25 protein-coding genes are annotated in these 24265 nt (G+C 36.8%); 15 read left to right on the forward strand and 10 right to left on the reverse strand.

The genetic code is table 11. From position 1 onward, the window contains the following. The first annotated feature begins 3 nt into the window (after positions 1-3). The 3 genes from ACIQXW_RS04170 (at position 4) to ACIQXW_RS04180 (ending at position 3659) form a co-directional block, all read left to right on the forward strand. On the forward strand, positions 4-813 hold the full coding sequence (locus tag ACIQXW_RS04170; RefSeq protein WP_401018595.1) for a sulfurtransferase: 810 nt from the start codon (positions 4-6) through the stop codon (positions 811-813). Between the two features lie 155 nt (positions 814-968). Then, the gene (locus ACIQXW_RS04175) at positions 969-1799 is read left to right on the forward strand and encodes an MBL fold metallo-hydrolase (protein WP_401018594.1); all 831 of its coding nucleotides are present in this window, start codon (positions 969-971) and stop codon (positions 1797-1799) included. A 657-nt stretch (positions 1800-2456) separates the two neighbouring features. After that, on the forward strand, positions 2457-3659 hold the full coding sequence (locus ACIQXW_RS04180; RefSeq protein WP_401018593.1) for an NAD(P)-dependent malic enzyme: 1203 nt from the start codon (positions 2457-2459) through the stop codon (positions 3657-3659). Positions 3660-3722: 63 nt separating this feature from the next. Here the strand turns inward: ACIQXW_RS04180 and ACIQXW_RS04185 are convergent, their stop codons facing one another. The 3 genes from ACIQXW_RS04185 to gdhA all read right to left on the reverse strand — a co-directional run bounded on the left by ACIQXW_RS04185 (position 3723) and on the right by gdhA (position 6914). Continuing rightward, entirely contained in the window at positions 3723-4376 is a 654-nt protein-coding gene (locus ACIQXW_RS04185) for a Yip1 family protein (RefSeq protein ID WP_401018591.1), read from the reverse strand. A gap of 234 nt (positions 4377-4610) precedes the next feature. Beyond that, on the reverse strand, positions 4611-5297 hold the full coding sequence (locus ACIQXW_RS04190) for a phosphoribosylaminoimidazolesuccinocarboxamide synthase (protein WP_340824991.1): 687 nt from the start codon (positions 5295-5297) through the stop codon (positions 4611-4613). Between the two features lie 243 nt (positions 5298-5540). Then, entirely contained in the window at positions 5541-6914 is a 1374-nt protein-coding gene (gene gdhA, locus ACIQXW_RS04195; protein ID WP_340824989.1) for an NADP-specific glutamate dehydrogenase, read from the reverse strand. A gap of 187 nt (positions 6915-7101) precedes the next feature. Here gdhA and ACIQXW_RS04200 point away from each other — a divergent pair, with 187 nt between their 5' ends. Beyond that, positions 7102-7575 carry a YaiI/YqxD family protein gene (locus ACIQXW_RS04200; RefSeq protein WP_340824987.1) on the forward strand — a complete coding sequence of 158 codons (474 nt, stop codon included), beginning with the start codon at positions 7102-7104 and terminating at the stop codon, positions 7573-7575. Continuing rightward, positions 7565-8887 carry a D-serine ammonia-lyase gene (locus ACIQXW_RS04205; RefSeq protein WP_402760044.1) on the forward strand — a complete coding sequence of 441 codons (1323 nt, stop codon included), beginning with the start codon at positions 7565-7567 and terminating at the stop codon, positions 8885-8887. The genes ACIQXW_RS04200 and ACIQXW_RS04205 overlap by 11 nt, the downstream gene beginning before the upstream one ends. A gap of 69 nt (positions 8888-8956) precedes the next feature. Here ACIQXW_RS04205 and ACIQXW_RS04210 read toward each other — a convergent pair whose 3' ends face one another. Both ACIQXW_RS04210 and ACIQXW_RS04215 read right to left on the reverse strand, forming a co-directional pair. Then, complete coding sequence (locus ACIQXW_RS04210; protein WP_402760046.1) at positions 8957-10114, reverse strand: pyridoxal-phosphate-dependent aminotransferase family protein; 1158 nt, start codon at positions 10112-10114, stop codon at positions 8957-8959. 223 nt (positions 10115-10337) lie between these two features. Then, positions 10338-10826 carry a hypothetical protein gene (locus ACIQXW_RS04215; protein ID WP_340824981.1) on the reverse strand — a complete coding sequence of 163 codons (489 nt, stop codon included), beginning with the start codon at positions 10824-10826 and terminating at the stop codon, positions 10338-10340. A 302-nt stretch (positions 10827-11128) separates the two neighbouring features. On the opposite strand from ACIQXW_RS04215, the gene ACIQXW_RS04220 reads away from it, so the two are divergent. Together ACIQXW_RS04220 and ACIQXW_RS04225 are read left to right on the forward strand one after the other, a co-directional pair. Beyond that, positions 11129-11827, forward strand: a complete 699-nt coding sequence (locus ACIQXW_RS04220) for a nuclease-related domain-containing protein (RefSeq protein WP_402760047.1) — start codon at positions 11129-11131, stop codon at positions 11825-11827. Between the two features lie 258 nt (positions 11828-12085). Further along, positions 12086-13291 carry an MFS transporter gene (locus tag ACIQXW_RS04225; protein WP_402760049.1) on the forward strand — a complete coding sequence of 402 codons (1206 nt, stop codon included), beginning with the start codon at positions 12086-12088 and terminating at the stop codon, positions 13289-13291. 61 nt (positions 13292-13352) lie between these two features. Here ACIQXW_RS04225 and ACIQXW_RS04230 read toward each other — a convergent pair whose 3' ends face one another. After that, positions 13353-14597, reverse strand: coding sequence for a ferredoxin reductase family protein (locus ACIQXW_RS04230; RefSeq protein WP_402760051.1), 1245 nt, complete (start codon positions 14595-14597; stop codon positions 13353-13355). 205 nt (positions 14598-14802) lie between these two features. On the opposite strand from ACIQXW_RS04230, the gene ACIQXW_RS04235 reads away from it, so the two are divergent. Next, positions 14803-15291 (forward strand): metal-dependent hydrolase, encoded by a 489-nt coding sequence (locus tag ACIQXW_RS04235; protein ID WP_401018577.1) that lies wholly within the window; start codon positions 14803-14805, stop codon positions 15289-15291. Between the two features lie 87 nt (positions 15292-15378). On the opposite strand, the gene ACIQXW_RS04240 is transcribed toward ACIQXW_RS04235, so the two are convergent. Then, on the reverse strand, positions 15379-16164 hold the full coding sequence (locus ACIQXW_RS04240) for a squalene/phytoene synthase family protein (protein WP_402762434.1): 786 nt from the start codon (positions 16162-16164) through the stop codon (positions 15379-15381). A 300-nt stretch (positions 16165-16464) separates the two neighbouring features. On the opposite strand from ACIQXW_RS04240, the gene ACIQXW_RS04245 reads away from it, so the two are divergent. The 5 genes from ACIQXW_RS04245 (at position 16465) to ACIQXW_RS04265 (ending at position 19546) form a co-directional block, all read left to right on the forward strand. Then, positions 16465-17199, forward strand: a complete 735-nt coding sequence (locus ACIQXW_RS04245; RefSeq protein WP_172771011.1) for an SDR family NAD(P)-dependent oxidoreductase — start codon at positions 16465-16467, stop codon at positions 17197-17199. Positions 17200-17631: 432 nt separating this feature from the next. Further along, positions 17632-18468 (forward strand): type II pantothenate kinase, encoded by an 837-nt coding sequence (coaW, locus tag ACIQXW_RS04250; RefSeq protein ID WP_401018576.1) that lies wholly within the window; start codon positions 17632-17634, stop codon positions 18466-18468. A gap of 203 nt (positions 18469-18671) precedes the next feature. Beyond that, positions 18672-18896 (forward strand): hypothetical protein, encoded by a 225-nt coding sequence (locus tag ACIQXW_RS04255; protein WP_172771013.1) that lies wholly within the window; start codon positions 18672-18674, stop codon positions 18894-18896. Positions 18897-18913: 17 nt separating this feature from the next. Next, positions 18914-19054 carry a hypothetical protein gene (locus ACIQXW_RS04260; protein ID WP_340824972.1) on the forward strand — a complete coding sequence of 47 codons (141 nt, stop codon included), beginning with the start codon at positions 18914-18916 and terminating at the stop codon, positions 19052-19054. A 168-nt stretch (positions 19055-19222) separates the two neighbouring features. Beyond that, positions 19223-19546 (forward strand): DUF3889 domain-containing protein, encoded by a 324-nt coding sequence (locus ACIQXW_RS04265; RefSeq protein WP_402760054.1) that lies wholly within the window; start codon positions 19223-19225, stop codon positions 19544-19546. 30 nt (positions 19547-19576) lie between these two features. Here ACIQXW_RS04265 and ACIQXW_RS04270 read toward each other — a convergent pair whose 3' ends face one another. After that, complete coding sequence (locus ACIQXW_RS04270; RefSeq protein ID WP_402760056.1) at positions 19577-20131, reverse strand: DJ-1/PfpI family protein; 555 nt, start codon at positions 20129-20131, stop codon at positions 19577-19579. A 263-nt stretch (positions 20132-20394) separates the two neighbouring features. On the opposite strand from ACIQXW_RS04270, the gene ACIQXW_RS04275 reads away from it, so the two are divergent. Further along, the gene (locus ACIQXW_RS04275; protein WP_402760058.1) at positions 20395-20793 is read left to right on the forward strand and encodes a MarR family winged helix-turn-helix transcriptional regulator; all 399 of its coding nucleotides are present in this window, start codon (positions 20395-20397) and stop codon (positions 20791-20793) included. Beyond that, positions 20793-21992 (forward strand): MFS transporter, encoded by a 1200-nt coding sequence (locus tag ACIQXW_RS04280; protein ID WP_340826490.1) that lies wholly within the window; start codon positions 20793-20795, stop codon positions 21990-21992. Before ACIQXW_RS04275 ends, ACIQXW_RS04280 begins: the two co-directional genes overlap by 1 nt. A 132-nt stretch (positions 21993-22124) precedes the next feature. On the opposite strand, the gene ACIQXW_RS04285 is transcribed toward ACIQXW_RS04280, so the two are convergent. Together ACIQXW_RS04285 and hmpA are read right to left on the reverse strand one after the other, a co-directional pair. Further along, on the reverse strand, positions 22125-22751 hold the full coding sequence (locus tag ACIQXW_RS04285; RefSeq protein ID WP_340824967.1) for a C40 family peptidase: 627 nt from the start codon (positions 22749-22751) through the stop codon (positions 22125-22127). A 194-nt stretch (positions 22752-22945) separates the two neighbouring features. After that, the gene (gene hmpA, locus ACIQXW_RS04290) at positions 22946-24154 is read right to left on the reverse strand and encodes an NO-inducible flavohemoprotein (RefSeq protein ID WP_402760060.1); all 1209 of its coding nucleotides are present in this window, start codon (positions 24152-24154) and stop codon (positions 22946-22948) included. Positions 24155-24265: the final 111 nt, after the last annotated feature.

Below are 24265 nucleotides of genomic sequence, written 5' to 3' on the forward strand. Positions count from 1 at the left end.
CACGTGGGAAAAGTATTCAAAACAGTTGAGGAAATTCAAGTTGATAATGTCCGTTTTGTGGATGCTCGCTATGATTTACAGAACAAAGAATCAGGAAAACAAGCATTTGAAGCAGGTCATGCACCTGGTGCTGTGTATTTAGATTTAGAGCAGGATTTATCGGATATGACAAGTGAAAATGGCCGTCATCCGATGCCAAGTAAGGAAAAGCTAACGTCTGTATTTCAAGAATTAGGCCTCCGCTATGAAGATCAAATCGTCGTTTATGATCAGGGGGCATCACCGTTTGCACCGCGCGCTTGGTGGATGCTAACGTATGCAGGCTTCCCGAATGTCGTTATTGTCAACGGGGGAGTGGCAGCGCTTGAAAACAAAGTGACTTTCACAAAGGATATTGTCAAATATGCCCCAACGACAATCGACTTTAATTGGCAAGATTATCTTTATGCACCGCGTGAAGCAGTGAAAGCCATTGTGGATGGAGAGCAGACAGCAACGCTATTAGATGCACGTGCCGCTGCTCGCTACCGTGGTGAGGTTGAACCACTTGATAAAGTAGCTGGCCATATTCCAACTGCTAAAAACTTTGATTGGGAGCAATTAAAGGTAGAAAATACACTGCAAGCCAATGATGCGCTGCGTGCAAAAGTTGCACAAGATGAACATATTGTTGTGTATTGTGGTAGTGGTGTCACAGCATCACCACTCTATGCAGTACTTGCCGATGAAGGCTACGAAAATATTCAGCTCTATACAGGTAGCTTTAGTGACTGGATTACTGAATATGATGTAGAAACAGGAACAAATGAATAATTTATTGTAATAAAACGCTCACATAAAGTGGGCGTTTTTTCTTTCTTCAAAATAGAATTGCTAGTCCGTTTAATAAATGGTAACATGCGCCAAAAAATGACTCGCCATTCATTTTGTGCTACAATTTTTTTTACAAAGGGGAAGGGGGAGAAAATATGTTTAAACTAGAGAAAAGCATTGCTATTGAACAAAATGATGACGTGCACTGTGCACATGGTAAGGTAGCTGTTCAAGGTATTGGCATGAGTGTATATAGCTTTTATGTGGATGGCTTACTAATTGATACAGGTTCGAACTCACTTACAGAGGAATTTCAATCTTTTTTTCGAGAGCTACCGATTGAACAAGTTGCCTTGACTCATTCGCATGAGGATCATTCAGGTAATGCTGCATGGATACAGCAACATATGGGTGTCCCTATTTATGTTCATCATGAGTCGGTTGCGGATTGTGCACAAGATGGAAACTATCAGTTGTATCGTCAAGCGCTATGGGGACAGCGACCAGCGTTTATTGCACAGCCGTTTCGTGACACGCTTGAAACAAAAACGGCTACATGGGATATTATTGCTACACCAGGACATACAACAGATCATTTGTCTTTTTATAATCGTGCAACAGGTGCCATGTTTACAGGTGATTTATATATTCAAACGAAAACAAAAGTTGTACTTGATGAGGAAAACGTTGTACATACTTTGGCATCGTTAAAAAAACTACTACACTATGATTTTGAAAAGGTATATTGCTGCCATGCAGGTTATCTCGCAGATGGTCGGGCAAAAATTATCGAAAAAATTGCCTATTTAGAAGAACTGGAGGGAGAAGTTCGGAAGCTCTATGAACGTGGCTTCTCTGTAGATGATATAACGAAAGCAATCTTTCGTAGAGATTACCCGATTACAAAAGTATCGGGAGAACAATGGTCGTCCAAACATATTATTACGGCTTTTACGAATCAATTTATGCAAGAGTCCTTACGTTAAGGGCACTTCAATCTTTTTTCGTTTAAATGCCGTTGATTTCCGCTGTGATGATACGCTTTCCGCCGGCACACTGTAAGCCACAACCTTCGCTAACGTATGTCTGCTGCGTATTACATTTTGTGCCGTCCTCCGCTCCAATCAACTGAATATAAGGCATCAAGTTGTAATACTTGATACTTTTTGTCGACACGCTGAGAGTCCTTATACTAAGGACTCTTTTTTTATGAATTTTAGGGTGAGGTAGGTAAAGTTCTACATTCCTCTGTAAAAAAATGATAGCATGTAAGAAATTTTCGATTTAATAATAAAAATGTTTGTGAAAAAATGTGAAGAAAATGTGGCGAAGATAGTTGTAACAATGGATACGCTTACATAAGTTTGTGAAATTCTTCTCATTTACTGTAGAAAAATACTATGTGAAAAGTTGAACAGGCTTAGCGCCGATATAAGTGCATTTTGGTAATGGCGAAACAGGTTGTTTATTATTTCGATATAATTGATTGTGAAATTGATAACAAAACAAAAAAATGTATTTATCGACGAATAATGCTGATTTATCAAAGAAAATTTTGCTTTTAGAGTTATTTTCGTTGACTGTTATTTCACAAAGTATTATGATTCTGACATACAATAAAAACATAAAAAGGGGCGGATAGAATGGATATTATGAAAAAAGCGTTAGATATGCATGCACATTATAGTGGAAAATTAGAGGTGATTTCAAAGGTTCCTGTACAAGACTCTTATGACCTTAGTCTTGCATATTCACCAGGTGTAGCGGCACCATGTATCGAAATTGAAAAAAATCCATCTCTTGTCTATGACTATACAATGAAGGGGAATATGGTTGCGATTGTTTCGGATGGTACTGCAGTGTTAGGTTTAGGGGATATTGGACCGAAGGCAGCACTACCTGTTATGGAAGGAAAGGCAATCTTATTAAAGCGTTTTGCCAATGTTGATGCTTTCCCAATTTGTTTAGATACAAAAAGCACAGATGAAATCGTCAGCATTGTGAAGGCGCTTGCGCCAACATTTGGTGCTGTTAATCTAGAAGATATTTCGGCACCGCGTTGCTTTGAAATTGAAGATCGTCTACGTCAAGAATGCGATATTCCAGTATTTCATGATGATCAACATGGCACAGCAATAGTTGTAGGAGCGGGCATGATTAATGCGAATCGAATCGTTAAAAAAGATGTTGCGACGATGAAAGTAGTCATTAATGGTGCGGGTGCAGCAGGCATCGCCATTTTACGTATTCTTGTGCAAATGGGGTATAAAAATATTTATATGTGCGATACAAAAGGGATTATTTATGAAGGTCGCGCGGAAGGTATGAACCCGATTAAAGAGGCAGTTGCACATTTAACTAATCCAGAAAAAATTCATGGTACGTTGGAAGACGCACTTGTAGGTGCAGATGTCTTTATCGGCGTGTCTGTTGCGAATTTATTAACAGAAGCACATATTACATCTATGAATGAAAATCCGGTTGTCTTTGCATTAGCAAACCCGAATCCAGAAATTACGTATGAAAATGCTAAAGCTTGGGGCGTTCGTATTATGGGTACTGGGCGATCAGATTACCCAAATCAAATTAATAATGTTTTAGCTTTCCCGGGAATTTTCCGCGGAGCATTAGATGTACGTGCTACAGATATTAATGAGGATATGAAATTAGCGGCAGTTGAAGCTATTGCTTCTCTTGTTAGCGATGAAGAATTAACAGAAGAATATATTGTGCCTAAATCTTTAGATGTGCGTGTTGTTGAAATTGTTTCACGTGCTGTCAGTGGGGCAGCTGTTGCATCTGGTGTATCTGAGTTATTCCAGCAACAGACGGTACTTTCCGTTTAATCTGTAGAAAGTCGGTTTTAAACTAAAAAATCTCCCCTCTCATTTGAGAGTGGGAGATTTTTATTACATCATGCTAATACCGATAAGGCCAATAAAGAGAACAGCAACCAATACAAAGACAATGACTCCTCCGATGATAGAAGGAATAACTATTGTAAAAAATGCTTTCCAATTCGAGATTTGATGTGCTTCCGCTACAACAGCCACTGTCGTGACGAAGGACCAAATGCTAACAACAGCTGTCACTAACATCGTTATCCAAAAAATCCAAGGAACAGACCCTAATAAGTTAGTATCCATTAACGATTCAGGAGATGTAATTAGCCAAATTAAATAGAAAGGAATGGCTAAAATAAATGGTACAGCAGTTAAGCTTAGTGCTTTAAATAAGTCTGAATACGTTGCAGTACCTTTGAATAATTTACCAAACAACCAGAAAATAAGGGTAGAAAAGGCTGTGCCGATAATAGCCGCGATTGGCGCTAAAATTACACAAAATAGCACGATAATCCAAGGGGATACGTCAAGCAAGAAATTACTATCTATAAGGCCAGAAAGCAAAGAACCGATATAACCGATGGACATGACAAGAATTGCATAACCAATCGTTTTAGCATCAATCATGTAGCGTGCTGCTTGCTTTGGATGCATCCAAGTAGACAGAAACGGATTAACTTTTGGCCTTTCTTGTTGCGTTGTTTCATTATAGTTTTCCATTAAACTACCTCCTGTGATGATAATATTGCTTCTACTCAATATACGAGTGAAGTGGTGAAAGGTTTCAAAAATTGTCTTAAATGGGACTAAATTTTTTTGCCCAACGTATTTGAGCATAAATGAAAGACATACTTATAGCTACAGGGAATTATCGGTAATTTATAACAGTGAGGTGTTTTGCAAAAGAAGAAAAAACCTTCTAAGTAAATGGATTACTTAGAAGGGGATTAGTTATTAGTCTGCTAACATAATTTTTTCGAGTTCTAATGGCTCGATGTATTGTTCGCCTTTGTATGCACGCATATTACCGCCAGAAATTTCATCAATTAATAATATTTCATTTGTTTGTGCATCACGGCCGAATTCTAATTTAATATCGTAAAGCGTTAAGCCTTTTTTTGCTAGCTCTGCACCGACGAATTTAGAAATTTCAATTGTGCGTTGTTTTAAAATTGCATATTCTTCATGTGATAACAGGTTTAACATTGCTAAAGCATCTTCAGAAATTGGAGGATCTAGACGATCGTCATCTTTGATTGTTACCTCAACGAAAGAATCCAAAGGTTGTCCTTCTTGTACATAAGCGCCATAGCGTCGTAGGAAAGAGCCAACAGCTTTGAAGCGACAAATGACTTCTAATCCTTTGCCGAAAACTGTTGCGGGCTTTACAGTCATTGTAGCATCGTCGAAGTTTGCATCTACGTAGTGAGTAGGGACACCTTGTTCATTTAGTTTTGAGTAGAAATAAGAAGTTAAGCGAAGACCAGCTAGGCCAGCACCATCAATTGTTAAACCTACAGTATTTGCACCAGGGTCAAATACGCCGTTTTCTCCAGTTACATCATCTTTAAATTTTAATAAGTAATGACCATCTTCTAACTTGAACACATTTTTCGTTTTACCTGTATACAATAATTCCACAAAAAACCCTCCAATATTTCATAGTACCTTATAATTATAACACGAATGTTTAGAATGTTTAATATAAAAAATGTTCGTTATAATCTTATTTATGCTTATTTTTTTACATGTTTTATACAAAAAAATAAGATGATAACGAATATTCGTTATCATCTTAAGAGAAATTAAGAAAATTTAAAATTTTAATAAAGGATTCTAGTTACTAGATGGTAGAATAACCGAATAAATTGTATCAAAGGTTATTTAATAGATACCTTCAGAAAGCATTCCATCAGCAACTTTTACAAAGCCGGCGATGTTAGCCCCAACTACTAGGTTTCCTGGATAGCCATATTTATCAGCAGCAGCTTTACTATCTGCATAAATATTTTTCATAATTTGGTGTAACTTCGCATCTACTTCTTCAAATGACCAGAATATACGGCTAGAATCTTGTGCCATTTCTAGTGCTGATACCGCCACGCCACCAGCATTAGCTGCTTTAGCAGGCCCAAATAATACTCCAGCGTTTAAAAATTCGTTAATTGCTTCAAGATCAGATGGCATATTGGCACCTTCACCGATTGCTTTTACACCATTTGAAATTAATGTACGAGCAGCGTCGCCGTTAATTTCGTTTTGTGTTGCACATGGTAGCGCAATATCACATGGAATAGACCAAATTCCTGTACAACCTTCTGTAAATGTAGCATTTGGACGGTAGTCGACGTAAGTTGATATACGGTCACTTTTTACTTCTTTAATTTCTTTAATGACATCAAGATCTAATCCATCTGCATCATAGATATAGCCTGAAGAATCAGAGCAAGCAACAACTTTTGCACCGTATGCCTGAGCTTTTTCAATTGCATAAGTTGATACATTCCCAGAACCAGAAATAACAACAGTTTTACCGTCAAATGAATCATTTACGTCTTTTAACATTTCTTCAACAAAGTATACTGTACCGTAACCAGTTGCTTCTTTACGAGCTAATGAACCACCGTAACCAGGCGTTTTACCTGTTAATACTCCAGATTCGTTTGCTTTTGTAAGGCGCTTGTATTGCCCCCATAAATAACCTACTTCACGAGCACCTACACCGATATCACCAGCAGGAACATCGACATCTGGACCAATATGACGGTATAATTCAGTCATGAATGCTTGGCAGAAACGCATGATTTCTGAATCGGATTTGCCTTTTGGATTAAAGTTAGATCCACCTTTACCACCACCGATTGGTTGACCAGTTAATGCGTTTTTAAAGATCTGCTCAAAGCCTAAAAACTTAATAATAGATTCGTTTACTGAAGGGTGGAAGCGAAGCCCGCCTTTATAAGGTCCCATGACGTTGCTGTACTGTACACGATAACCACGGTTTACTTGTACTTGGTTGTTATCATCTTGCCATGCTACACGGAATGAAATGATGCGATCTGGCTCAACGATACGAGAAAGAATATTTGCCTTAATATATTCAGGATGTTGTGCAAATACAGGCACTAATGAAATGAAAATTTCTTCAGCTGCTTGTAAAAACTCCGCTTGATGACTGTTTTGGTTTTTCAGTTGCTCGAACACGCCGTCAACGTATTCTTTTGCTAATTGATCGTTGCTTACAGTTGTTGTTGTCATATTGAAAACCTCCAATTTAATTGATAGGTGTATCGTATATCTATTTTTCACACTATTCAATAAAATACTTTTTCCAAGTCGAATAAGTTTGTGAAAAAATGAGCAATCGGGGTCTTGAAATTGTTATATCAAAATAATATAGAGGTGCTTGATTCATCTAATTATGAGAAAGGAATGATGCTTTATTGTGAAGGTATTAATTGACGCTGATGCCTGTCCAGTCGTGGATTTAGCGCTATCTATATCATCTGAGTTTGAGATTGAAACTATCTTGTTTTGCGATACATCACACCGTATCGAACGTGATAATGTAATAACAATTATTGTGCCGAAGGGTCCAGATTCGGTTGATTTCACGCTAGTGAATGCGCTTTCAAAACATGATATTGTGATTACGCAGGATTACGGTTTAGCAGCCATGGTTTTGGCAAGAGGAGGGTATCCAATCGATCAAAATGGTAGGGAAATGTCTAGTGAAAATATCGAACGTTTGCTCGATATGCGCCATGTTGGTCAGAAGATTAGACGTGCAGGCGGACGAACCAAGGGACCTAAAAAAAGAACGAAAGAAAACAATATGTTGTTTGAAATGAAATTTCGACAAATTTGTGAACGAGCAATTTTAGCACAAAAAATGGAGGGGTCTGCAGATGGAAAATAAACTAAAAAACGAATTTTTTCACCTATATCCGAAACTAGAAAAGATTAAAAATAGGGATACTGTTTTTTGGGAAAACACAAAAAGGATGAAAAAAGCGAGTACAACTCTCTTTTCAATAGAAGAGGTTGACGATGCGGAAGAAACGCTAAAACGCTTTTCTTCCTATTTAATTATCGCATTTCCTGAGCTAGTAGAAAGCAAAGGACTGATTGAGTCTTCTATTCAACAGATTGATGAAATGAAGCTAGCACTTGAAAAAGAGTTCCAAATATCGGTTCCCGGTCAAATATTTTTGAAATGTGATCATGCGCTACCTATTTCGGGTTCAATCAAGGCGCGAGGTGGTATCTATGAAGTATTAAAGCATGCCGAGCGATTGGCAATTGCGAATGGCAAGTTGAAAGTAGACGATGATTATGCAGTGTTTGCCACAGAAGAACTACGAACGTTCTTCCAGCAATACACGATTGCGGTAGGCTCAACAGGAAATTTAGGTCTTAGTATCGGCATAATGGGCAAAAAACTAGGGTTCAATGTCGTTGTACATATGTCGAGTGACGCAAAGGAATGGAAGAAGGCATTATTAAGAGCAAAAGGGGCAACGGTCATTGAATATAAGGCAGATTATAGTGTAGCTGTAGAACAGGGAAGACAGGAAGCTTCGCAAAATCCAATGTGCCATTTTATTGATGATGAGAATTCAAAAGATTTATTTGCGGGTTATGCAGTGGCAGCGAAGCGCTTAAAAGTCCAATTAAAAGAGGCGAATATTCAAGTGGATGATGCACATCCATTGTTCGTTTATTTACCATGTGGTGTTGGTGGTGGACCTGGTGGGGTTGCATATGGTTTACGAGAATTGTTTGGGGAACATGTTCATATTTTCTTTGCTGAACCAACCGCTTCACCTTGTATGACCATTGGGCTCATGACTGGCTTACATGATGAAATCAGTGTAGAAGATATCGGCTTGGATAATAAAACAGAAGCGGATGGTCTAGCTGTCGGACGTGCTTCAAAATTCGTCGGGAAAGTGATGGAAACATATATTAGTGGCTGTTATACAGTGAAAGATGAAGAATTGTTTACTTCACTCGGTTTAGCCATGGAATCAGAAGATCTATTTTTAGAACCATCTGCACATGCGGGGATGTTCGGACCAATTCAGTTGATGACTAATGGGCGAGATTATTTAGAGAAGCATCATTTATTAGATAAAATGGAGCAAGCTACACATCTTGTCTGGGCAACAGGGGGCAGTATGGTGCCACAGGAGATGCGCGAGGAATATTTTAAAAAACTCGTTAGATAGTTTCATACAGTAAAAATAGACTGCTGATCGATTTTATCGTCAGGCAGTCTATTTTTGTTAAAGCATGTGTTATTTCAGTTGAGCATTTAAAAACACTTTATGCGCTGCGTTAACACCTGCACCTGGCTCAAAGTCGTAAGAAAAGTCTTGCAGTGCCGCCTCCATTAAAGAAACCGCTTGTAAAACATCACTAGGGAAGCAGTACCCCATATGGCCAAATCTGAAAATTTCTCCTTGTAAATGACCTAATCCACCCGCAAAATCTAGATGGTATCTTTGTTTAAGATGTGTCAAAAATTCACCTAATGCAATCCCTTTAGGAGCCATTATTGCTGTAATAGTAGGTGAAGCGTATTCATCGGCTGTCAAAAGCTCAATATTAAGTGCTTTCATCGCACTGCGTACCATGTTTTTCATCAGTTCATGACGGGCAACAGTTTGAGAAAATCCACCTTCTTGTTCAATAAGTTTACACACTTCGTGTAGACCATAAATTAGTGTAATGGCAGGGGTATTCGGTGTCATACCTTTCTCTGCCCAATCGCGATAGCTTAATAAATTCAAGTAATAAGATGGTGCTTTATTTTCTTCAATGACCTTCCATGCTCGGTCGCTTACACTAACGAGAGAAAGGCCAGGTGGAAGCATCATCGCTTTTTGTGAGCCTGTTACGAGAATATCAATGCCCCATGCATCCATTTCAGCAGGAGCACCACCAATACAGCTTACGCCATCAACAATTACTAACGCATCACTTTCTTCACGAACAACCTGTGCTAATTCTGCAATTGGATTTAAAATACCTGTTGAAGTTTCATTATACGTAACAAAAACGGCTTTAATATTTTGCAAAGGTTGTAAAAAGGTACGTAACTCTTCAGCTGTGCATGCTTGTCCCCATTGTTTCGCAAGCTTATGTACGTTAAAGCCATATTTTTCACAAATCGAAACGAAGTAATCCCCAAAAGCGCCTACCGTAATGACGACAACGTCTTCACCTGCACAAACTGTATTGACAGCTGCTGCTTCTAATGCTGCTGTACCACCAGATGGAAGCAATAAAATGTCCTGCTTAGTGCCGAAAATAGGTTTAATGAGCTCAGTTGTTTCACGATATAGCTCCACAAATTCATTGCTTCGATGGCTGAAGATATCTCGGTTCATCGCAAGCTGAACCTTTTTTGGAATAGGTGTCGGCCCTGGATGTCTTAAAATATTTTCATACATAATTAAAAATCCCCTTTGCTTTAAAAGTTAGAAAGTCTAAATTTTCTAACTATAATATAGCATATCCAACGTAATTTCTGACTTCTTTTTTAAAAAATATTGGAAAGATGAGGAAGAAGCGTTTGCCAAAATAAATTGTATAAAATAGGAATAGAAAAACTTAGTTAAGCAAAAAAATCCTCTTTCATTCTTTTGAACGAAAGAGGACTATAAACGCTGAAATTTATACTATGAATGGGCGTTTCATTCGCATTAAGCCGTAAATGGCAAAGAATAAGCCGCCAGTAATAATTGATAAGATCATATAGAGAACAGCTTTGCCGGTATCTCCAGTCCAACGATATAAGAGACGATAGGAGTAATAAATCCAATAGCAAAACATAACGAGTGACGCGATTACACCAACAGCAGGAATAAACGAAACGATAAACAATCCTGCATAAATTAAGGTCGTTTTTTTCGCTGCAGCACGAATTGTCACATCATCATCACCGTTAGCCGTTAGTAGGAAAAGGCTGTAAATGTTTATAATAGGAATCCAAGCAATATAAGCTATATCGCTAAAGCCATTTGTTTTAGATGTCATAAAATAAATTAGTGCATTAACAATATACCCTATAATTAACATTGCAAAAAATATTAAAAGGAACACAACCATAAAGCCACCGAAGACTGCATCATAATCACTATAATACGGATCATAATAACTCATCAAAAAACCTCCCTTTCAACAAATTTAATAATTAACTTAAGATTTAAATCCATAACAATTCCCAAGAAATTTTTAGCAATATTCCGAGATATATAGACTAAATATTTCAGAGAACATTAAATCACTTTATGAATTCATCCGGTTTTTCATGCTATGTAAATAAAATACGTTTAATTTAGAAAATATTGGTATAATTGTGTGGTGAATGATTTGTGCTTTGACTTACCGAATTAGTTGGAGGACGGTAAGAAATAAAGATTATAACTTGAACCTAAAAACTTATTATAAGGAGGAAAGAATTTGTGTTATTAATTTTCATGTTATTAGTCATTATAATGGCAATATCAATTATTTATTTTAAGCAAAAAAACTATCGAGCAAGTATTTACTATGGGTTAACCAATTACAACATGTTTAAGGTAATATTTGATAAAGGAAGGTATGGAGAATATTTAACATCACGTATAATTGAAAAGTATGCTTTCAAAAGTCATAAGCAATTATTTAATGTGTATATTCAAAAAAAGAATTCAAATGACTGGACGGAAGTGGATTTAGTTTATATAGATCGGTCTGGTCTATATGTAATAGAGTCTAAAAACTATAGTGGATGGATTTTTGGCAATGAAAATCAAAGTCAATGGACACAAACAATGCCTAATAATAAAAAATTTAAATTTTATAACCCAATTCGTCAAAATGCCACCCATATAAGAGCAATTCAAAATTTTCTAGGACTACCAGATGAAGCTTTACATTCTGTCATTGTTTTCAGTGAGCGTTGTCAGTTGAAAAAAGTGGAGGTAACGTCTAAAAATGTACATGTGTTAAAGCGAGAAAATGTACGACGTTTTATAGAAATCCGTAATCAATCAGGTACTTCATTTTTCTCGCAAAGTGATATTGAAGCCATCTATACGAAATTACTGCCACTAATGCAAGTATCAGAGGTAGTAAAAGCACAACATCTTCAAACCATTCAACAAAAATATAAAAATTAGGACTGATTTTTGAATATACTAAGGCATAAGCTTTTCTACGGAAAAATTACATACAAAAAATTTTTGATAAATCTAATTCCCCCAAGATTTATCTACTAGACAGAAGGAGGGCAGTTTGCATGTGTAGTCCAATTTAAAAATCACCCATTTGAATGAATTTCATTTCGTGAAAAATGGGGGAGGAAAGTTTACATGAACAGTCCAATTTAAAAATCACCCATTTCGATAAATTTAATTTCTTGAAAATGGGGGTTTATTATGAAATTGGGTAGAAATTTTTCATTATTACTGATCGGTCAGTCACTGGCAAATATAGGTGATGTTTTATATATAGTGAGCATTATTCATTTAATTTACGTTGTAACGGAATCGGCTATTGCAGCATCATTTGTGCCATTTACAATTGCTTCATCAATGTTTGTATCAAGCATATTGACTCCGCTTTTGTTTGAAAAAGTGAATTTAAAATGGTTAATGGCAGGTTCGCAAATAGGAAAGACATGTTTATTATTTTTATTAGGGCTACTGTTATATGTAACAACAGCAACTAACTTTTACTTGTTGTTTATTGTTATAAGTATGGTTGCATTTCTTGATGGTTGCGCGAATCCAATAAGACAGACATTGGTTCCACATTATGTGAAAGACGAACAATTATTGAAGGCAAATGGCATTGACGAAGCAGTCACTCAATTTATTCAAACCGTTATGTGGTTCGTAGGTAGCCTATTTTTACTTTTTCTAAGTTCCCAGCAAGTAGTTTGGGTAGTGGGCTGTTTGTTTACAGTGGCCAGTATTGTCTTATGCTTGTTAGAAAATGTTGACCATCAATCACTTGCACAACAAGGGAAAATAGAACAAGTTATCAAAGGCTGGAAATTACTTTGGCATACGCCACTATTAAGAAAGATTGTTTGGATAGATTTTCTAGAATCGATTGCAGGTACGGTTTGGATTGCTGCAATTATATTGGTATTTGTCACGGATGCTTTACTAGTTGACGAGCAATGGTGGGGCTTTTTGAATGGCACATTTTTTGTAGGTTTAATAGCAGGAAGCGTTTATTGTGTTAAATATACATCTTTTATTGAGCGGCAATTAGCGAAAGTGATGTTTATTGGTTCTTTGTTTATGTTTATAGCAACCATTTTTTTTAGTGTTAATAGTATTCCAATTATCGCATTATTATTAACTTTTTGCGTTGGGTTTTTTGGCCAAATAAAGAGCATCCCACAACATACGGTTATTCAAACGAGTGTCCCAAAAGGAGAACTGTCCTCTGTATATACTTCTTTAAGTGCGATTTCTACGGGGGCATTTGGCATTTCCTCTCTTATGATGGGAATTATTGCAGATGTTATAGGCGTAAGACTAGTCTTTTTGATTTCGGGGCTATTACTTGCAGTCGTAAGTGTCATTATAGTGAAAAATAGGCATTTGTTTAGTCGTAAAATTATTAAATGATAATAAGCGAGAAAGAGGCTCACATTCCTACTATTGGATGTAGCCTCTTTTTTTGGATACGTTATTTAAATTTAAAGGTTTCATAGTTGATGTCGATATCGCTACTGTTGGATTTGAAATGCTTAATAAAGTACTTCACCATTTTCTCAGGGCCACACAAAAAGATGCTCGTATGCACTGGCACTGAATAATGATCGAAAGTAAGTCTGTCCATGGTGGTCGTATCGATAAAATTCACTTTAAAATGCTTATTGTTTTCTGCGTATTTTTGTAAAAAAATTTTATAGATAGCATCGTTTTCTCCACGGAACGTGTAAAATAATTCAATTTCGCGATCAGTAGGTTGCGATTGTAAATACGATATAAAAGGCGTAATGCCTACACCACCAGCTATCCAAATTTGTTGTTGATAACCTTTGTCAAAGTTTAGATGACCGTAGGGGCCTTCAATGGATACTTGTGTTTGCAATTGTATTTGTGTATTTACCTTTTTAGTAAAGTCGCCAAGTGCCTTAATCGATACAAAAATTTTATGACCATCTCCGCCTGAAATGGAGAAGGGGTGTGGTGCTTTTTCTAAACCATCTTGGAATATTTTTAAAAAGATATACTGACCATGATGATAGGGGAATTTTCGATCTAATGTTAATTCTAATTCAACTGCGCTAGCACCCATCTTTCGGATGCCTGTAACGTTACCTGTATGTTTAAATCGCATATCTTGATACATTGTAAGCATATATAAAGCGGACATTGTCCCTATAATGGCAGTTATTGCAGTAAAAATACCGAGGGGTGTCACTTGAAATAAATCATACTTGCTTGAAAAGTAGACATGGTAAAGGCCAATCGCATACGGTAAAAGCAATAAACGGTGAATATAGCGCCAATGCTCATATTTCAGAAATTTTGCTAATAGTGCAATGGCGATTAGCCCGATAAAGCCATATTGCGCAAGCTCACCAAATTTCTTTGCTAATTCATTGAGCGGAGTTTCTATCCCTTTATCCCCATGTGGCACTAAATCTTGCAATTGACTGTGTAAAATCACTAGCCCTAATGATAGAATCGCCAAATACTTATGATATTTATAGACATGTTCTAAGCCATGAAACCACCGTTCGAGAATTTTATTTCTTGTGGCAAGTAAAAAAACAAGAAAGAATCCTGTAATTGCCATGCCCCCAATAATATGGCTGAGCCTATTTAACTCATGTAAAGTTTCAATCGGCGTCGCACAATACCATAGTAACGCACTCCCAAGCATCGTGATGAAAATAAATAGCATTCCTTTATACGTTTTCATAGCTACCTCCCGTAGTCATTTTTCACGTTAGACCTACTAGATATACAATTTCATTACAAAAATTTTAGGCTCGCTTTGGAGAATTTCGAAAGTAGTCAACGTAAAGTAAAAAAATAAAACGTATGTTTGGAATGTATGTTCTCTTTTGGAGGAGAATATGTTACATTAGGAAAGTAAAATTACAGTACATAGAGAGGGAGTAATTATGCAAGGGAATACACACATCATTGGAGGCATCACAGCTAGCCTTGCCTTTGCTCAAATTTCAAATGATAATCCATTCGTATTAGTTGGAGCTGGTATTATCGGAGCATTAATTCCGGATATTTGCCATGGCGGAAGCAAAATTGGGCGGACATTTCCCATCATTTCAAAAATTGTTAACAAGCTATTTGGACATCGTTCCTTTACACATAGTTTACTGTTTTTGTTTCTTGTAGCGACACTGTTACACGCAATAATCCCATATGAATCGATTATTGCGGGACTTTTAGTAGGCATGGTGAGTCATATTGTCCTCGATATGGGGACGAAACAAGGGGTGAAGCTATTTTTCCCGATAAACATGTCAGTGCGCTTTCCTTTAACAACGAAAACTGGCGGAAAAGTAGAAAAAGTTGTCTTTACATTATTATCGGTACTTTCTCTATATTTCGGCTATGAGCTAATTAGTCGATTCGTCAGCGTCATATGAACAATAAAGCCCTTGTGTGAGACCATTCTCAACACAAGGGCTTTTGAATTTTTATGAATTGTAGTGAATTGTGTGGGTGCCAGGCACCTATTTTTGAATCTCTTCTACAGTTTGCTCTACTTCAGCGCGCGTCATTTTTTCACGACCTTCTTGCATTGCTTTTAATGTTTTATGGGCTAAAGCAAGTGGAAGACGACAGAACAATAAAATCGTACGCTTATTGATTGCCTTCATATAAAGATCTGCTTTCGCTAGGTTTTCCTCGGCATAGGCAAACAAATCTTCTCGTGTCCAACCGTCCGGCACAAAGCTTACACCACGCTCGTCTAAATCCTCATGCTGATTACGTAAAATATTGACTGCTTGTAGTCCTCGACCGTAGCCAATTGCTAATTCGCGATCTGTTTGAACGTCTGCACCCCATGCCCATAACTCTGACAGCATTGTCCCAACGAGTCCTGCAACATAGTATGTATAGTCATCCAAATCTTCACGTGTATGCACTTGCCAATTTGCTTTTGCCCATTTTGCCATGCCATATGCCATTTCACTTGTAGATGCTTGGACAATTTCTAGAGAGCCGTCTGGGCAAAATGTTAGCCAATCCGCTAAACGAAGGGAAACTTCGGGTAATTGTTCAGCGTATGGAGCTAGTAAAGTATTATAGGCTACTTCATCGAACTCTTCTTTTAATAATTCACTTGTTGCGGAAAGTAAATCGAATTTCACATCATTCGAAAGTTCTTCATGGTCTTCGATTTCGTCAATGGCACGCATCGCTAAATATGCAGCAGCAACTGACATTTTTAAATCATTTTTTAAAAAAGTAATAGGTATATAAAATGTGCGACTCGTTTCTTTTAAAACTTGCATCGCTTCTTTATAAAGTGTTTTTTTATCTTTCACGTGTTTTTCCTCCGTTCAAATAGTCAAGCCTCAATGTATATCGTATCGCAAAATTGAGGAAAGTGAAAACAGATTGTTCAAATATCGGTCATATTCTTTGAAAACGCTTCAAAATTATGATAAAGTTTAATAGTAAACTATTTAAACATATACAGTTTGACAGAAAACTGCATTAGTTTTAAAGTGCTAGGCGACTGTTTGTAATTAAAGTTACATAACAACGCTAAATACGCTTAGGCGAAATAGAAGAGAGAGGAAGTTTTTTTAATGGGACGTTTAGACAACAAAATCGCAATTATTACAGGTGGCGCATCAGGAATGGGCGCTTCAATGGCAGAGCTATTCACTAAAGAGGGCGCAATCGTAATTGCTGCTGATATTAACGAAGAAAATTTAGCAAAAATTTCTGAATTAGAAAACGTAGAAGGCATGAAATTAGACGTTTCTTCTGATGAAAACTGGGCTGAATTTACAAAAGCGGTTGTTGAAAAATATGGTCGTATCGATATTTTAATCAACAATGCTGGTATTTCTTCACAAAAATCTCCACAAGATATTACAGACCAAGATTGGGCTATCATGCACAAAATTAACTCATTCGGTCCTTTCTTAGGAATTAAACATGTTTCTAAATACATGAAAGAAGCTGGAAAAGGCTCAATCGTTAATACATCATCATACACTGCTATTATCGGTTCTGGCTTAAACTCTTATACAGCTTCAAAAGGTTCTTTACGCGCAATCGCACGTGCAGCAGCTGCTGAATTAGGTAGATCTAACATTCGTGTAAACACAGTATTCCCTGGTGTAATTGAAACACCAATGACTGCTAACATCGGTCAATTCAAAGAAGCAATGGACATGTTAGTTCGTGCTACTCCAATGGGTCGTCTTGGACAACCAGAAGAAGTTGCAAACGCTATTTTATTCTTAGCATCTGATGAAGCTTCTTACATCACAGGTGGCGAGCTTGTAATTGATGGCGGATACTCTGCACAATAATTAGCTTTTTTAGAATGTTATAATAAAAAGAGTCGACTGTTTTAACAGCGACTCTTTTTTTTGCATAAAATGTAAATATTTATTGCATTTATCTATTAATTTTGCTATTTTTCATGTTTTTTTTCATGAAAGTTTGCCAAGTTATTGCACAATCATTTCAACAGCGGTAAAGTTTAGGGAGGGCGAATATTCACTTGCGCCTCGGCTTAATTATCGCTGACGTTTCGCTTTCGCGCAGAACCAGTGTGTCAGGATTTTGAATTGTGCATACAAAATAAACTCCTTTCGAAATCGTTGACAATCGCCGGAGGCATGAACTTTAATCAGTTAGCGTTTAGACACTCACTGAATAAAAGAGTAAACTAGTATTCATCTAACCATCTATTTAGGTAGGAAAAATTTTTCTGCTGAATAAAGTTAAAGGAGAATGGTATGCCAAAGGCTATAGGTATTGATGCAGGCGGCACATTGACGAAGGTTGCCTACTTAGACGAGCAAAACGAACTTATTTTAACAACTTTTCCGTCAAATGATTTGCAGACTGTAATGGAGTGGATTAAAAATAATCCAGATATTGAGGATATTGGTGTTACGGGGGGACGTACAGAACAATTACTTGATGTCATAAAAACAATGAAATCGATTCATTATATAGTAGAATTTGAAGCTACATTGAAGGGTGTTCGTTTTTTACTAAATAAAGAAGGATATTACTTTGAGCGTAGTATGATTACCAATATTGGAACGGGAACATCCATTCATTATATGGAAGATAATACACATATTCGCGTTGGTGGTACAGGCGTAGGCGGCGGCACATTAATTGGATTGTCAGCGCTTACAACAGGAATTACAGATTACAATGAAATCCGTGAGCTGGCTACAAGAGGTAATCGTGAAGGTGTCGATTTACTTGTAAAAGATATTTATCAAGGAATGGATACGCCAATTGACGGGCATTTGACTGCAAGTAATTTTGGTAAAGTCGGTATTACGGAGGAAGTGAAACATCCTCCAGAGGATATTATTGCGACTGTGCAAGGACTTGTTGGTGAGGTTATTACGACGCTAAGTATTCAATATGCCGAGGAAAAAAATGCGCAGCATATCGTTTATATCGGCTCAACTCTTAGTCATAATGACCACCTTACACATGTTATTGCCAATTATACACGGACGAAAAAACATACACCTATATTTATCAATGACCACGGTTTTTCAGGTGCAGTCGGTGCTTTACTTAATATAACTGAATATACAATTGTCTAAATGACAAATAAAAATGTACATTACTAATGATTATTGGTGATGTACATTTTTTGTATTTTAAACGGAATGGAGAAGCTTTTTTGTTTAAAATCCCCCATGTTTTTGATTGCAAATCTTGCCATTGTATCTTCTCCCATTGAAGTTTTCCCCAAAGCATAATTCCTTCACTCCTGAGCAAATTACAAGTAGGAGGTGAATAAGTTATGGGCAATAGAAATAACAAAAACAGCAAAAAAACAATGAATGCAAGGACACACAATCCTTTTGGAACTTACAAAAGTAAAGACCTTGATGACAGTAATAGTAATAACAATAACCCAAATGATAATCTAAATGAAGAATTCAGTGCGGAATTTGATGCCAAAGCGAAAAATAAAAACAATAAAACCAATCATGATAAAAATCAACAATCTAATAAAAAGAGCTAAATTGGAGGGAGTTAGCAATGGCAAAGAAAAGTAAAACAAGCTTTAAAAAGAAAAAGAAGGAAGATACACATAAAAGAAATGATCGGGAAGAATATTCAGCAGAATTTAATAAAGTAATTCATAATAACCCTCAACAACCAAGTACAAAAAGACCCTAAAATATTGGATGCTCCAAAGATAACATCTGGAGCATTTATTTTTTGTAGTTAAAGCAAAGCTATACCGAGATTACATAATAAGAACAGTGCCATTTTCTTCAATAAAGCTGAGAAACATAATGATTTTTTATTTGTTGCACATTCTATAAAAAGAAAGGAGCTCAAAACATGCGCAAATTACTTGTAGCACTTGGAATTTTTATGATACCTCAAGCCGTGCCACTACCAATGCTGGATGCACATGCCGAGGTAACGCCTGCCTATGCTAAATGGGGGAAACTTGCTATTGAAAAGACACAATCATCATACCCCAATTCAAAAATTATCGACTACTTACATGAGGGTAGTGAAGTGAATGAAGAGGCAACCATAGAAAAATTTAAGCTTTGGTTAAAAGAGGGAGACAAAGAATTCGGTGTTTATGTAAGAATTAAGTATACGACTGAAACACAAAAAGTGTTGGATGTTGAGCTTCAGGAAACAGCTAAATAGAGGATGCCCGATTCGGCATCCTCTTCATCTTTATCCTTCTACTTTTTGAATAAATTCACGCATTAATCCAGGTAAATCAGGCCAAGCGTGACCACTAACAAGGTTGCCATCTGTGTGTAAATTTGCCTCGATATACGTACCACCCGCTACTTGGACTTCTGGTTTGCAGGCAATATAGGCAGTAAGTTCACGTCCTTTAAGTACATCTGGAATGGTTGCAAAAATTTGTGCCGCGTGGCATACCGCAGCAATAGGTTTATTCGCCTCAAAGAAATGGCTCACAATCGCTGGGACATGCTCATTTAATCGAATGTATTCAGGCGCGCGACCACCAGGGATGATTAAGCCATCAAATTGTGTTGGGTCGATATCCGCAAAGGCTGCCGTTGCTTCTAAGCCATAAGCTAGACGCTCTATATAAGTGTCCACACCCTCAACAAAATCATGACAAACGGTTTGTAGTTTTTTTACTGACGGTGCAGCAATGGACACTTCGTAGCCAGCTTCTAAACAACGGTAATATGGATAATAAATCTCCAATGCCTCTACAGCATCGCCTGCGATGATTAGTATGTTTTTCCCCATGTTCCCATCTCCCTTTTTATAAGTCTAGTAGCTGTATTCGACATTTATTGTAAATTCCCTGCTAACACGGATAAAAGCATTGAATCGCCAATAAACTTCTCGGAATCGCCAAGAAATGCATGAAAAACGCCACAAAACCCGAAAGAAATGCTGATAAAATCCAATAAATCGCAGATTGCAGCAAAAACAACATACTTTACAACCTAAAAAATGAGGCGTATAGTATTTATTTAGCTAGGTAAATAATTAAGGAGAGTGATAATATGAATCCCGTTTTCCATGCTTTATTTCAAAAAAGTCGCTATTTAACAAATTGCTTGAATGAAGTATTAAAACAGCACCAGCTGTATAGCTCGCAATGGACAATTTTATATTGCTTACATACACATGGTCCAATGACATTGACACAAATTTGGAAATATTTGAATGTCGAAGCGCCAAGTATAACGAGAGCTATTTCCAGGCTAGAAACTTTAGGCTGGGTGGAACGAGTAGATGGAGAAGATAAGCGCGAAAAAATTGTGACATTATCAGCGATGGCGGAGGAACAACTACCGAAGATTACTGAAACGATCTTAGCGTTTGAGGAGGAAATGGTAGGTTCACTTACTGTTGAAGAGCAGTCACAATTTATAAATCTATTGCAAAAAATGAAAGGTTGATTGATGTGCAGCAAGAGGGCAACACACAAATATGGACGAAGCGGTTCATTAGTTTATTTATAACAAATATATCGGTATTTTTTGTTTTTTATGGTTTGGTAACGACTTTGCCACTGTATGCGATCGGCGAGCTACACCAAACAGATAAGGAAGCGGGATTACTATTATCAGGTTTCTTATTATCAGCTATCATTGTACGTCCGTTTTCAGGTAAATTATTGGATGTGTTCGGCAAGAAAAAGCTTTTAGTCATTGCGATTGTAGGTTATTTCTTATGTACGATATTATATTTATTTATTCATCCATTTGGTCTTTTATTAGCTTTACGTTTTGTGCAAGGGATTTTCTTTAGTATTATTACGACAGCAGCAGGTTCTTTAGCAGCAGATATTGTACCGATCAGTCGCAAAGGCACAGGGTTAGGTTATTTTACAATGTCCACGAATTTAGCAGTTGTTATTGGTCCATTTATCGGTTTACTTCTTATTCAATATAGCAGTTTTAATGTATTATTTATTGTCATGAGTATTTGTGTTTTAGCGGGTGGTATTCTAGCTGTAACGATTAATACAGATGATTTACCGAAACCCGATCATCAAGGGAAACTAACTTTTAAATTCAATGATTTATTTGAACGAAAAGCGTTACCAGTAGCGGCTATTGCCAGCTTGGTTGCGTTTGCCTATGCTAGTGTATTATCATTTTTGTCAGTGTACGCACAGCAAAAGGATCTAATGTCTGTGGCAAGTTTCTTTTATGCAGTGTTTGCAGCGGCAATGCTAATTACACGACCTTATACTGGGAAGCTTTATGATACGAAAGGGCCGCAATTTGTAATTATTCCTGGTATTATTTCATTTGCAATTGGATTAATCCTTCTTGCGAATGTTTCAGGACCAGCGTTATTCTTATTTTCGGCAGTTTTTGTTGGATTTGGCTACGGAGCGGTAACAACAAGCTTACAAGCACTAGCTGTCCAATCAACAGCACATACTCGTAGTGGCTACGCAACAGCAACATACTTTACAATGTTTGACCTTGGTATTGCCCTTGGATCATATATTTTAGGGATGGTCGCAGTGCAAGTAGGGTATGCATCCGTCTATTTAACAGGTGCAGGTGTACTCGGCGTTGTCTTTATGATTTATTTACTGCGTTTAGCAAAATTAAAATCAAAAAAGGTGGCACATATTCAATAGCAATAACCGCTGAAAATTGCCGGTAAAAAATAAAAATCGCCCATTACTATTGTAAAGGGCGATTTTATTTTGGCTTTACCGTTGAGTTTATAAGAAAAACAGTTAGGACATGCCTAACTGTTTTCATATAAATTATAAACGACCATAACCTACAAAGTATTTCTTCCAGTAGGTGCTGTTAATGTTAGCGATGCTAACGCCGCCGTCACTTGCATTAATCATTTGGTTATTTCCGATATAAATACCTGCGTGAGAAATACCTGCTTTATAAGTATTAGCGAAAAATACTAAATCACCTACTTGTGGCGAACTTACCTTTTTTGCTGCATAATAAAAGCCTGCTGCTGATTTACGGCTCGTTGAAATACCGGCATTATTATATACATAAGTGATATAGCCTGAGCAATCAAAACCTGTGCTCGGTTTACTACCTCCAAATGTATATTTTACACCTAATTGCTGTTTCGCAATTTGGATAAGGTTTGCCGGTGTTTTAGCAGGGGTGCTAGGAGCCTTATTAGCTGTGCTATTTAGAGTTAATGTTTGTCCAACTCGAATATTTGATGAAGTTAGGTTATTCCAACTCATCAAAGTTTGATAAGAAATGCCGTTTTGAGTGGCAATCTTCCAAAGGGAATCCCCAGATTTAACTGTATATGTTGCAGCTGATGCTGTGTCAATTGTTGAAAAAAGTACAGAAGAGCCTAACGCTAATACTGCTAATTTCATCCCCCACTTATTTCGTTTATTCTTTTTCATAATATGTATCCTCCTAAAAACATTAAAACGTATTACTTGGTACAATAATGATATTAACACGCTTATATTACAGTTCTATGTCAACAAAATAACATTAAGGATACATTTAATATAATATTGAAGTGATTTTCAATGAGAGTAAGACTTAAGCATCAAAAAACTAGCCATGCGCATCGCAAAGCTAGTTCTTTTTTTTATTTTGTATTTAATTGGAGCGCAGGACCGAAGAATTCGTAATGAATTTGACCGTCAACGATATTGCATTCATGTAAAGCATTAATAGCAGCTTCCATAAATGGAGTTGGTCCGCAAATATACACTTGTGTATCTTTTGTTAAAAGAGGGCGTAATACGTTAGCGTTAATGTACTCATTTTTTTCAGAGTATAACACTTTATGATGTGCATTACTGTCTTTTTTGAATACACTGAACAGCTTGCTTAAACCAGTTGGGCCGTTTAATGAGTTCATTTTATTTTGAATGTCTTCATGGAAAGCAAGAACATTTTCATTACGTGCACATTGAATGAATGTAACGTTTTCTTTATTTTGAATTGTTTGTAACATCGCATTTAAAGGTGTTACGCCAATCCCACCACTAATGAATAGTACTGGTGCATTTGTTGGTTCATATGTGAAGACACCTGCTGGCGCACTAACGTCAATTGTTGTACCCAGTGTAGCATCGTGTAAAAAGTTTGATACTTTTCCTTTAGGATTGTGCTGACTTTCACGTTTCACAGAAATACGGAATTCTTGTTCATTACTTGGTTGAGATAAAGTATATTGACGATTTAATAAATATTCTTCTCCTGAAGCAGTTACTCGAATAGAAACATATTGTCCTGGTTTATAAGCTGGTACTTTTGAGCCGTCTGTTGGCTGTAAGTAGAATGATGTAACATCATCGCTTTCTTTTACAGTGCGAGCAATTTTGAACTGTTTAAATGCACGCCATCCATTATTTTGCTCAGCAGCTTTATATAAATCTTCTTCTACTGAAATAAAAATATCTGCAATTACACCATAAGCTTTACCCCATGCTTCGATGATTTCGTCAGTCGCCGCATCACCTAACACTTCTTTAATTGCTGCAAGCAGGTATTGACCTACAATCGGATAATGCTCAGGTAAAACCCCAAGACTAACGTGTTTATGTGCAATTTGTACGACTACAGGAACGATTGGTTCTAAGTTGTCGATATGCTGAGCCGCTGCATAAACTGTATTTGCTAAAGCGCCTTGTTGGCGACCTTGAGTTTGGTTTGTGTGATTAAAAATATTTAATAATGATGGATTATCCTTAAATAAGTTGCTATAGAATGTTTTTGTAATGGCTATGCCGTGCACCTCTAATACTGGTACTGTTGATTTAATAACGTTAATTGTGTGTTGATCTAACATGCTGAACACGTCCTTTCGTGATTTACTATATTCCTAAAGTTTCTTTAAAGCAATATATAAAATACATCTTTAACAAAATGGACACAAACATGTATCTATAATACTTCTTTT

Source organism: Lysinibacillus sp. NPDC097162, assembly GCF_044762185.1.
Lineage (GTDB): Bacteria > Bacillota > Bacilli > Bacillales_A > Planococcaceae > Lysinibacillus.

Bases quoted from the DNA above. Each gene is read 5' to 3' on its own strand.
- ACIQXW_RS04175 (WP_401018594.1), top strand. From the start codon at position 969: ATGTTTAAACTAGAGAAAAGCATTGCTATTGAACAAAATGATGACGTG.
- ACIQXW_RS04180 (WP_401018593.1), top strand. From the start codon at position 2,457: ATGGATATTATGAAAAAAGCGTTAGATATGCATGCACATTATAGTGGA.
- ACIQXW_RS04185 (WP_401018591.1), bottom strand. From the start codon at position 4,376: ATGGAAAACTATAATGAAACAACGCAACAAGAAAGGCCAAAAGTTAAT.
- gdhA (WP_340824989.1), bottom strand. From the start codon at position 6,914: ATGACAACAACAACTGTAAGCAACGATCAATTAGCAAAAGAATACGTT.
- ACIQXW_RS04205 (WP_402760044.1), top strand. From the start codon at position 7,565: ATGGAAAATAAACTAAAAAACGAATTTTTTCACCTATATCCGAAACTA.
- ACIQXW_RS04210 (WP_402760046.1), bottom strand. From the start codon at position 10,114: ATGTATGAAAATATTTTAAGACATCCAGGGCCGACACCTATTCCAAAA.
- ACIQXW_RS04215 (WP_340824981.1), bottom strand. From the start codon at position 10,826: ATGAGTTATTATGATCCGTATTATAGTGATTATGATGCAGTCTTCGGT.
- ACIQXW_RS04225 (WP_402760049.1), top strand. From the start codon at position 12,086: ATGAAATTGGGTAGAAATTTTTCATTATTACTGATCGGTCAGTCACTG.
- ACIQXW_RS04230 (WP_402760051.1), bottom strand. From the start codon at position 14,597: ATGAAAACGTATAAAGGAATGCTATTTATTTTCATCACGATGCTTGGG.
- ACIQXW_RS04235 (WP_401018577.1), top strand. From the start codon at position 14,803: ATGCAAGGGAATACACACATCATTGGAGGCATCACAGCTAGCCTTGCC.
- ACIQXW_RS04240 (WP_402762434.1), bottom strand. From the start codon at position 16,164: ATGCAAGTTTTAAAAGAAACGAGTCGCACATTTTATATACCTATTACT.
- ACIQXW_RS04245 (WP_172771011.1), top strand. From the start codon at position 16,465: ATGGGACGTTTAGACAACAAAATCGCAATTATTACAGGTGGCGCATCA.
- coaW (WP_401018576.1), top strand. From the start codon at position 17,632: ATGCCAAAGGCTATAGGTATTGATGCAGGCGGCACATTGACGAAGGTT.
- ACIQXW_RS04255 (WP_172771013.1), top strand. From the start codon at position 18,672: ATGGGCAATAGAAATAACAAAAACAGCAAAAAAACAATGAATGCAAGG.
- ACIQXW_RS04260 (WP_340824972.1), top strand. From the start codon at position 18,914: ATGGCAAAGAAAAGTAAAACAAGCTTTAAAAAGAAAAAGAAGGAAGAT.
- ACIQXW_RS04265 (WP_402760054.1), top strand. From the start codon at position 19,223: ATGCGCAAATTACTTGTAGCACTTGGAATTTTTATGATACCTCAAGCC.
- ACIQXW_RS04270 (WP_402760056.1), bottom strand. From the start codon at position 20,131: ATGGGGAAAAACATACTAATCATCGCAGGCGATGCTGTAGAGGCATTG.
- ACIQXW_RS04275 (WP_402760058.1), top strand. From the start codon at position 20,395: ATGAATCCCGTTTTCCATGCTTTATTTCAAAAAAGTCGCTATTTAACA.
- ACIQXW_RS04285 (WP_340824967.1), bottom strand. From the start codon at position 22,751: ATGAAAAAGAATAAACGAAATAAGTGGGGGATGAAATTAGCAGTATTA.
- hmpA (WP_402760060.1), bottom strand. From the start codon at position 24,154: ATGTTAGATCAACACACAATTAACGTTATTAAATCAACAGTACCAGTA.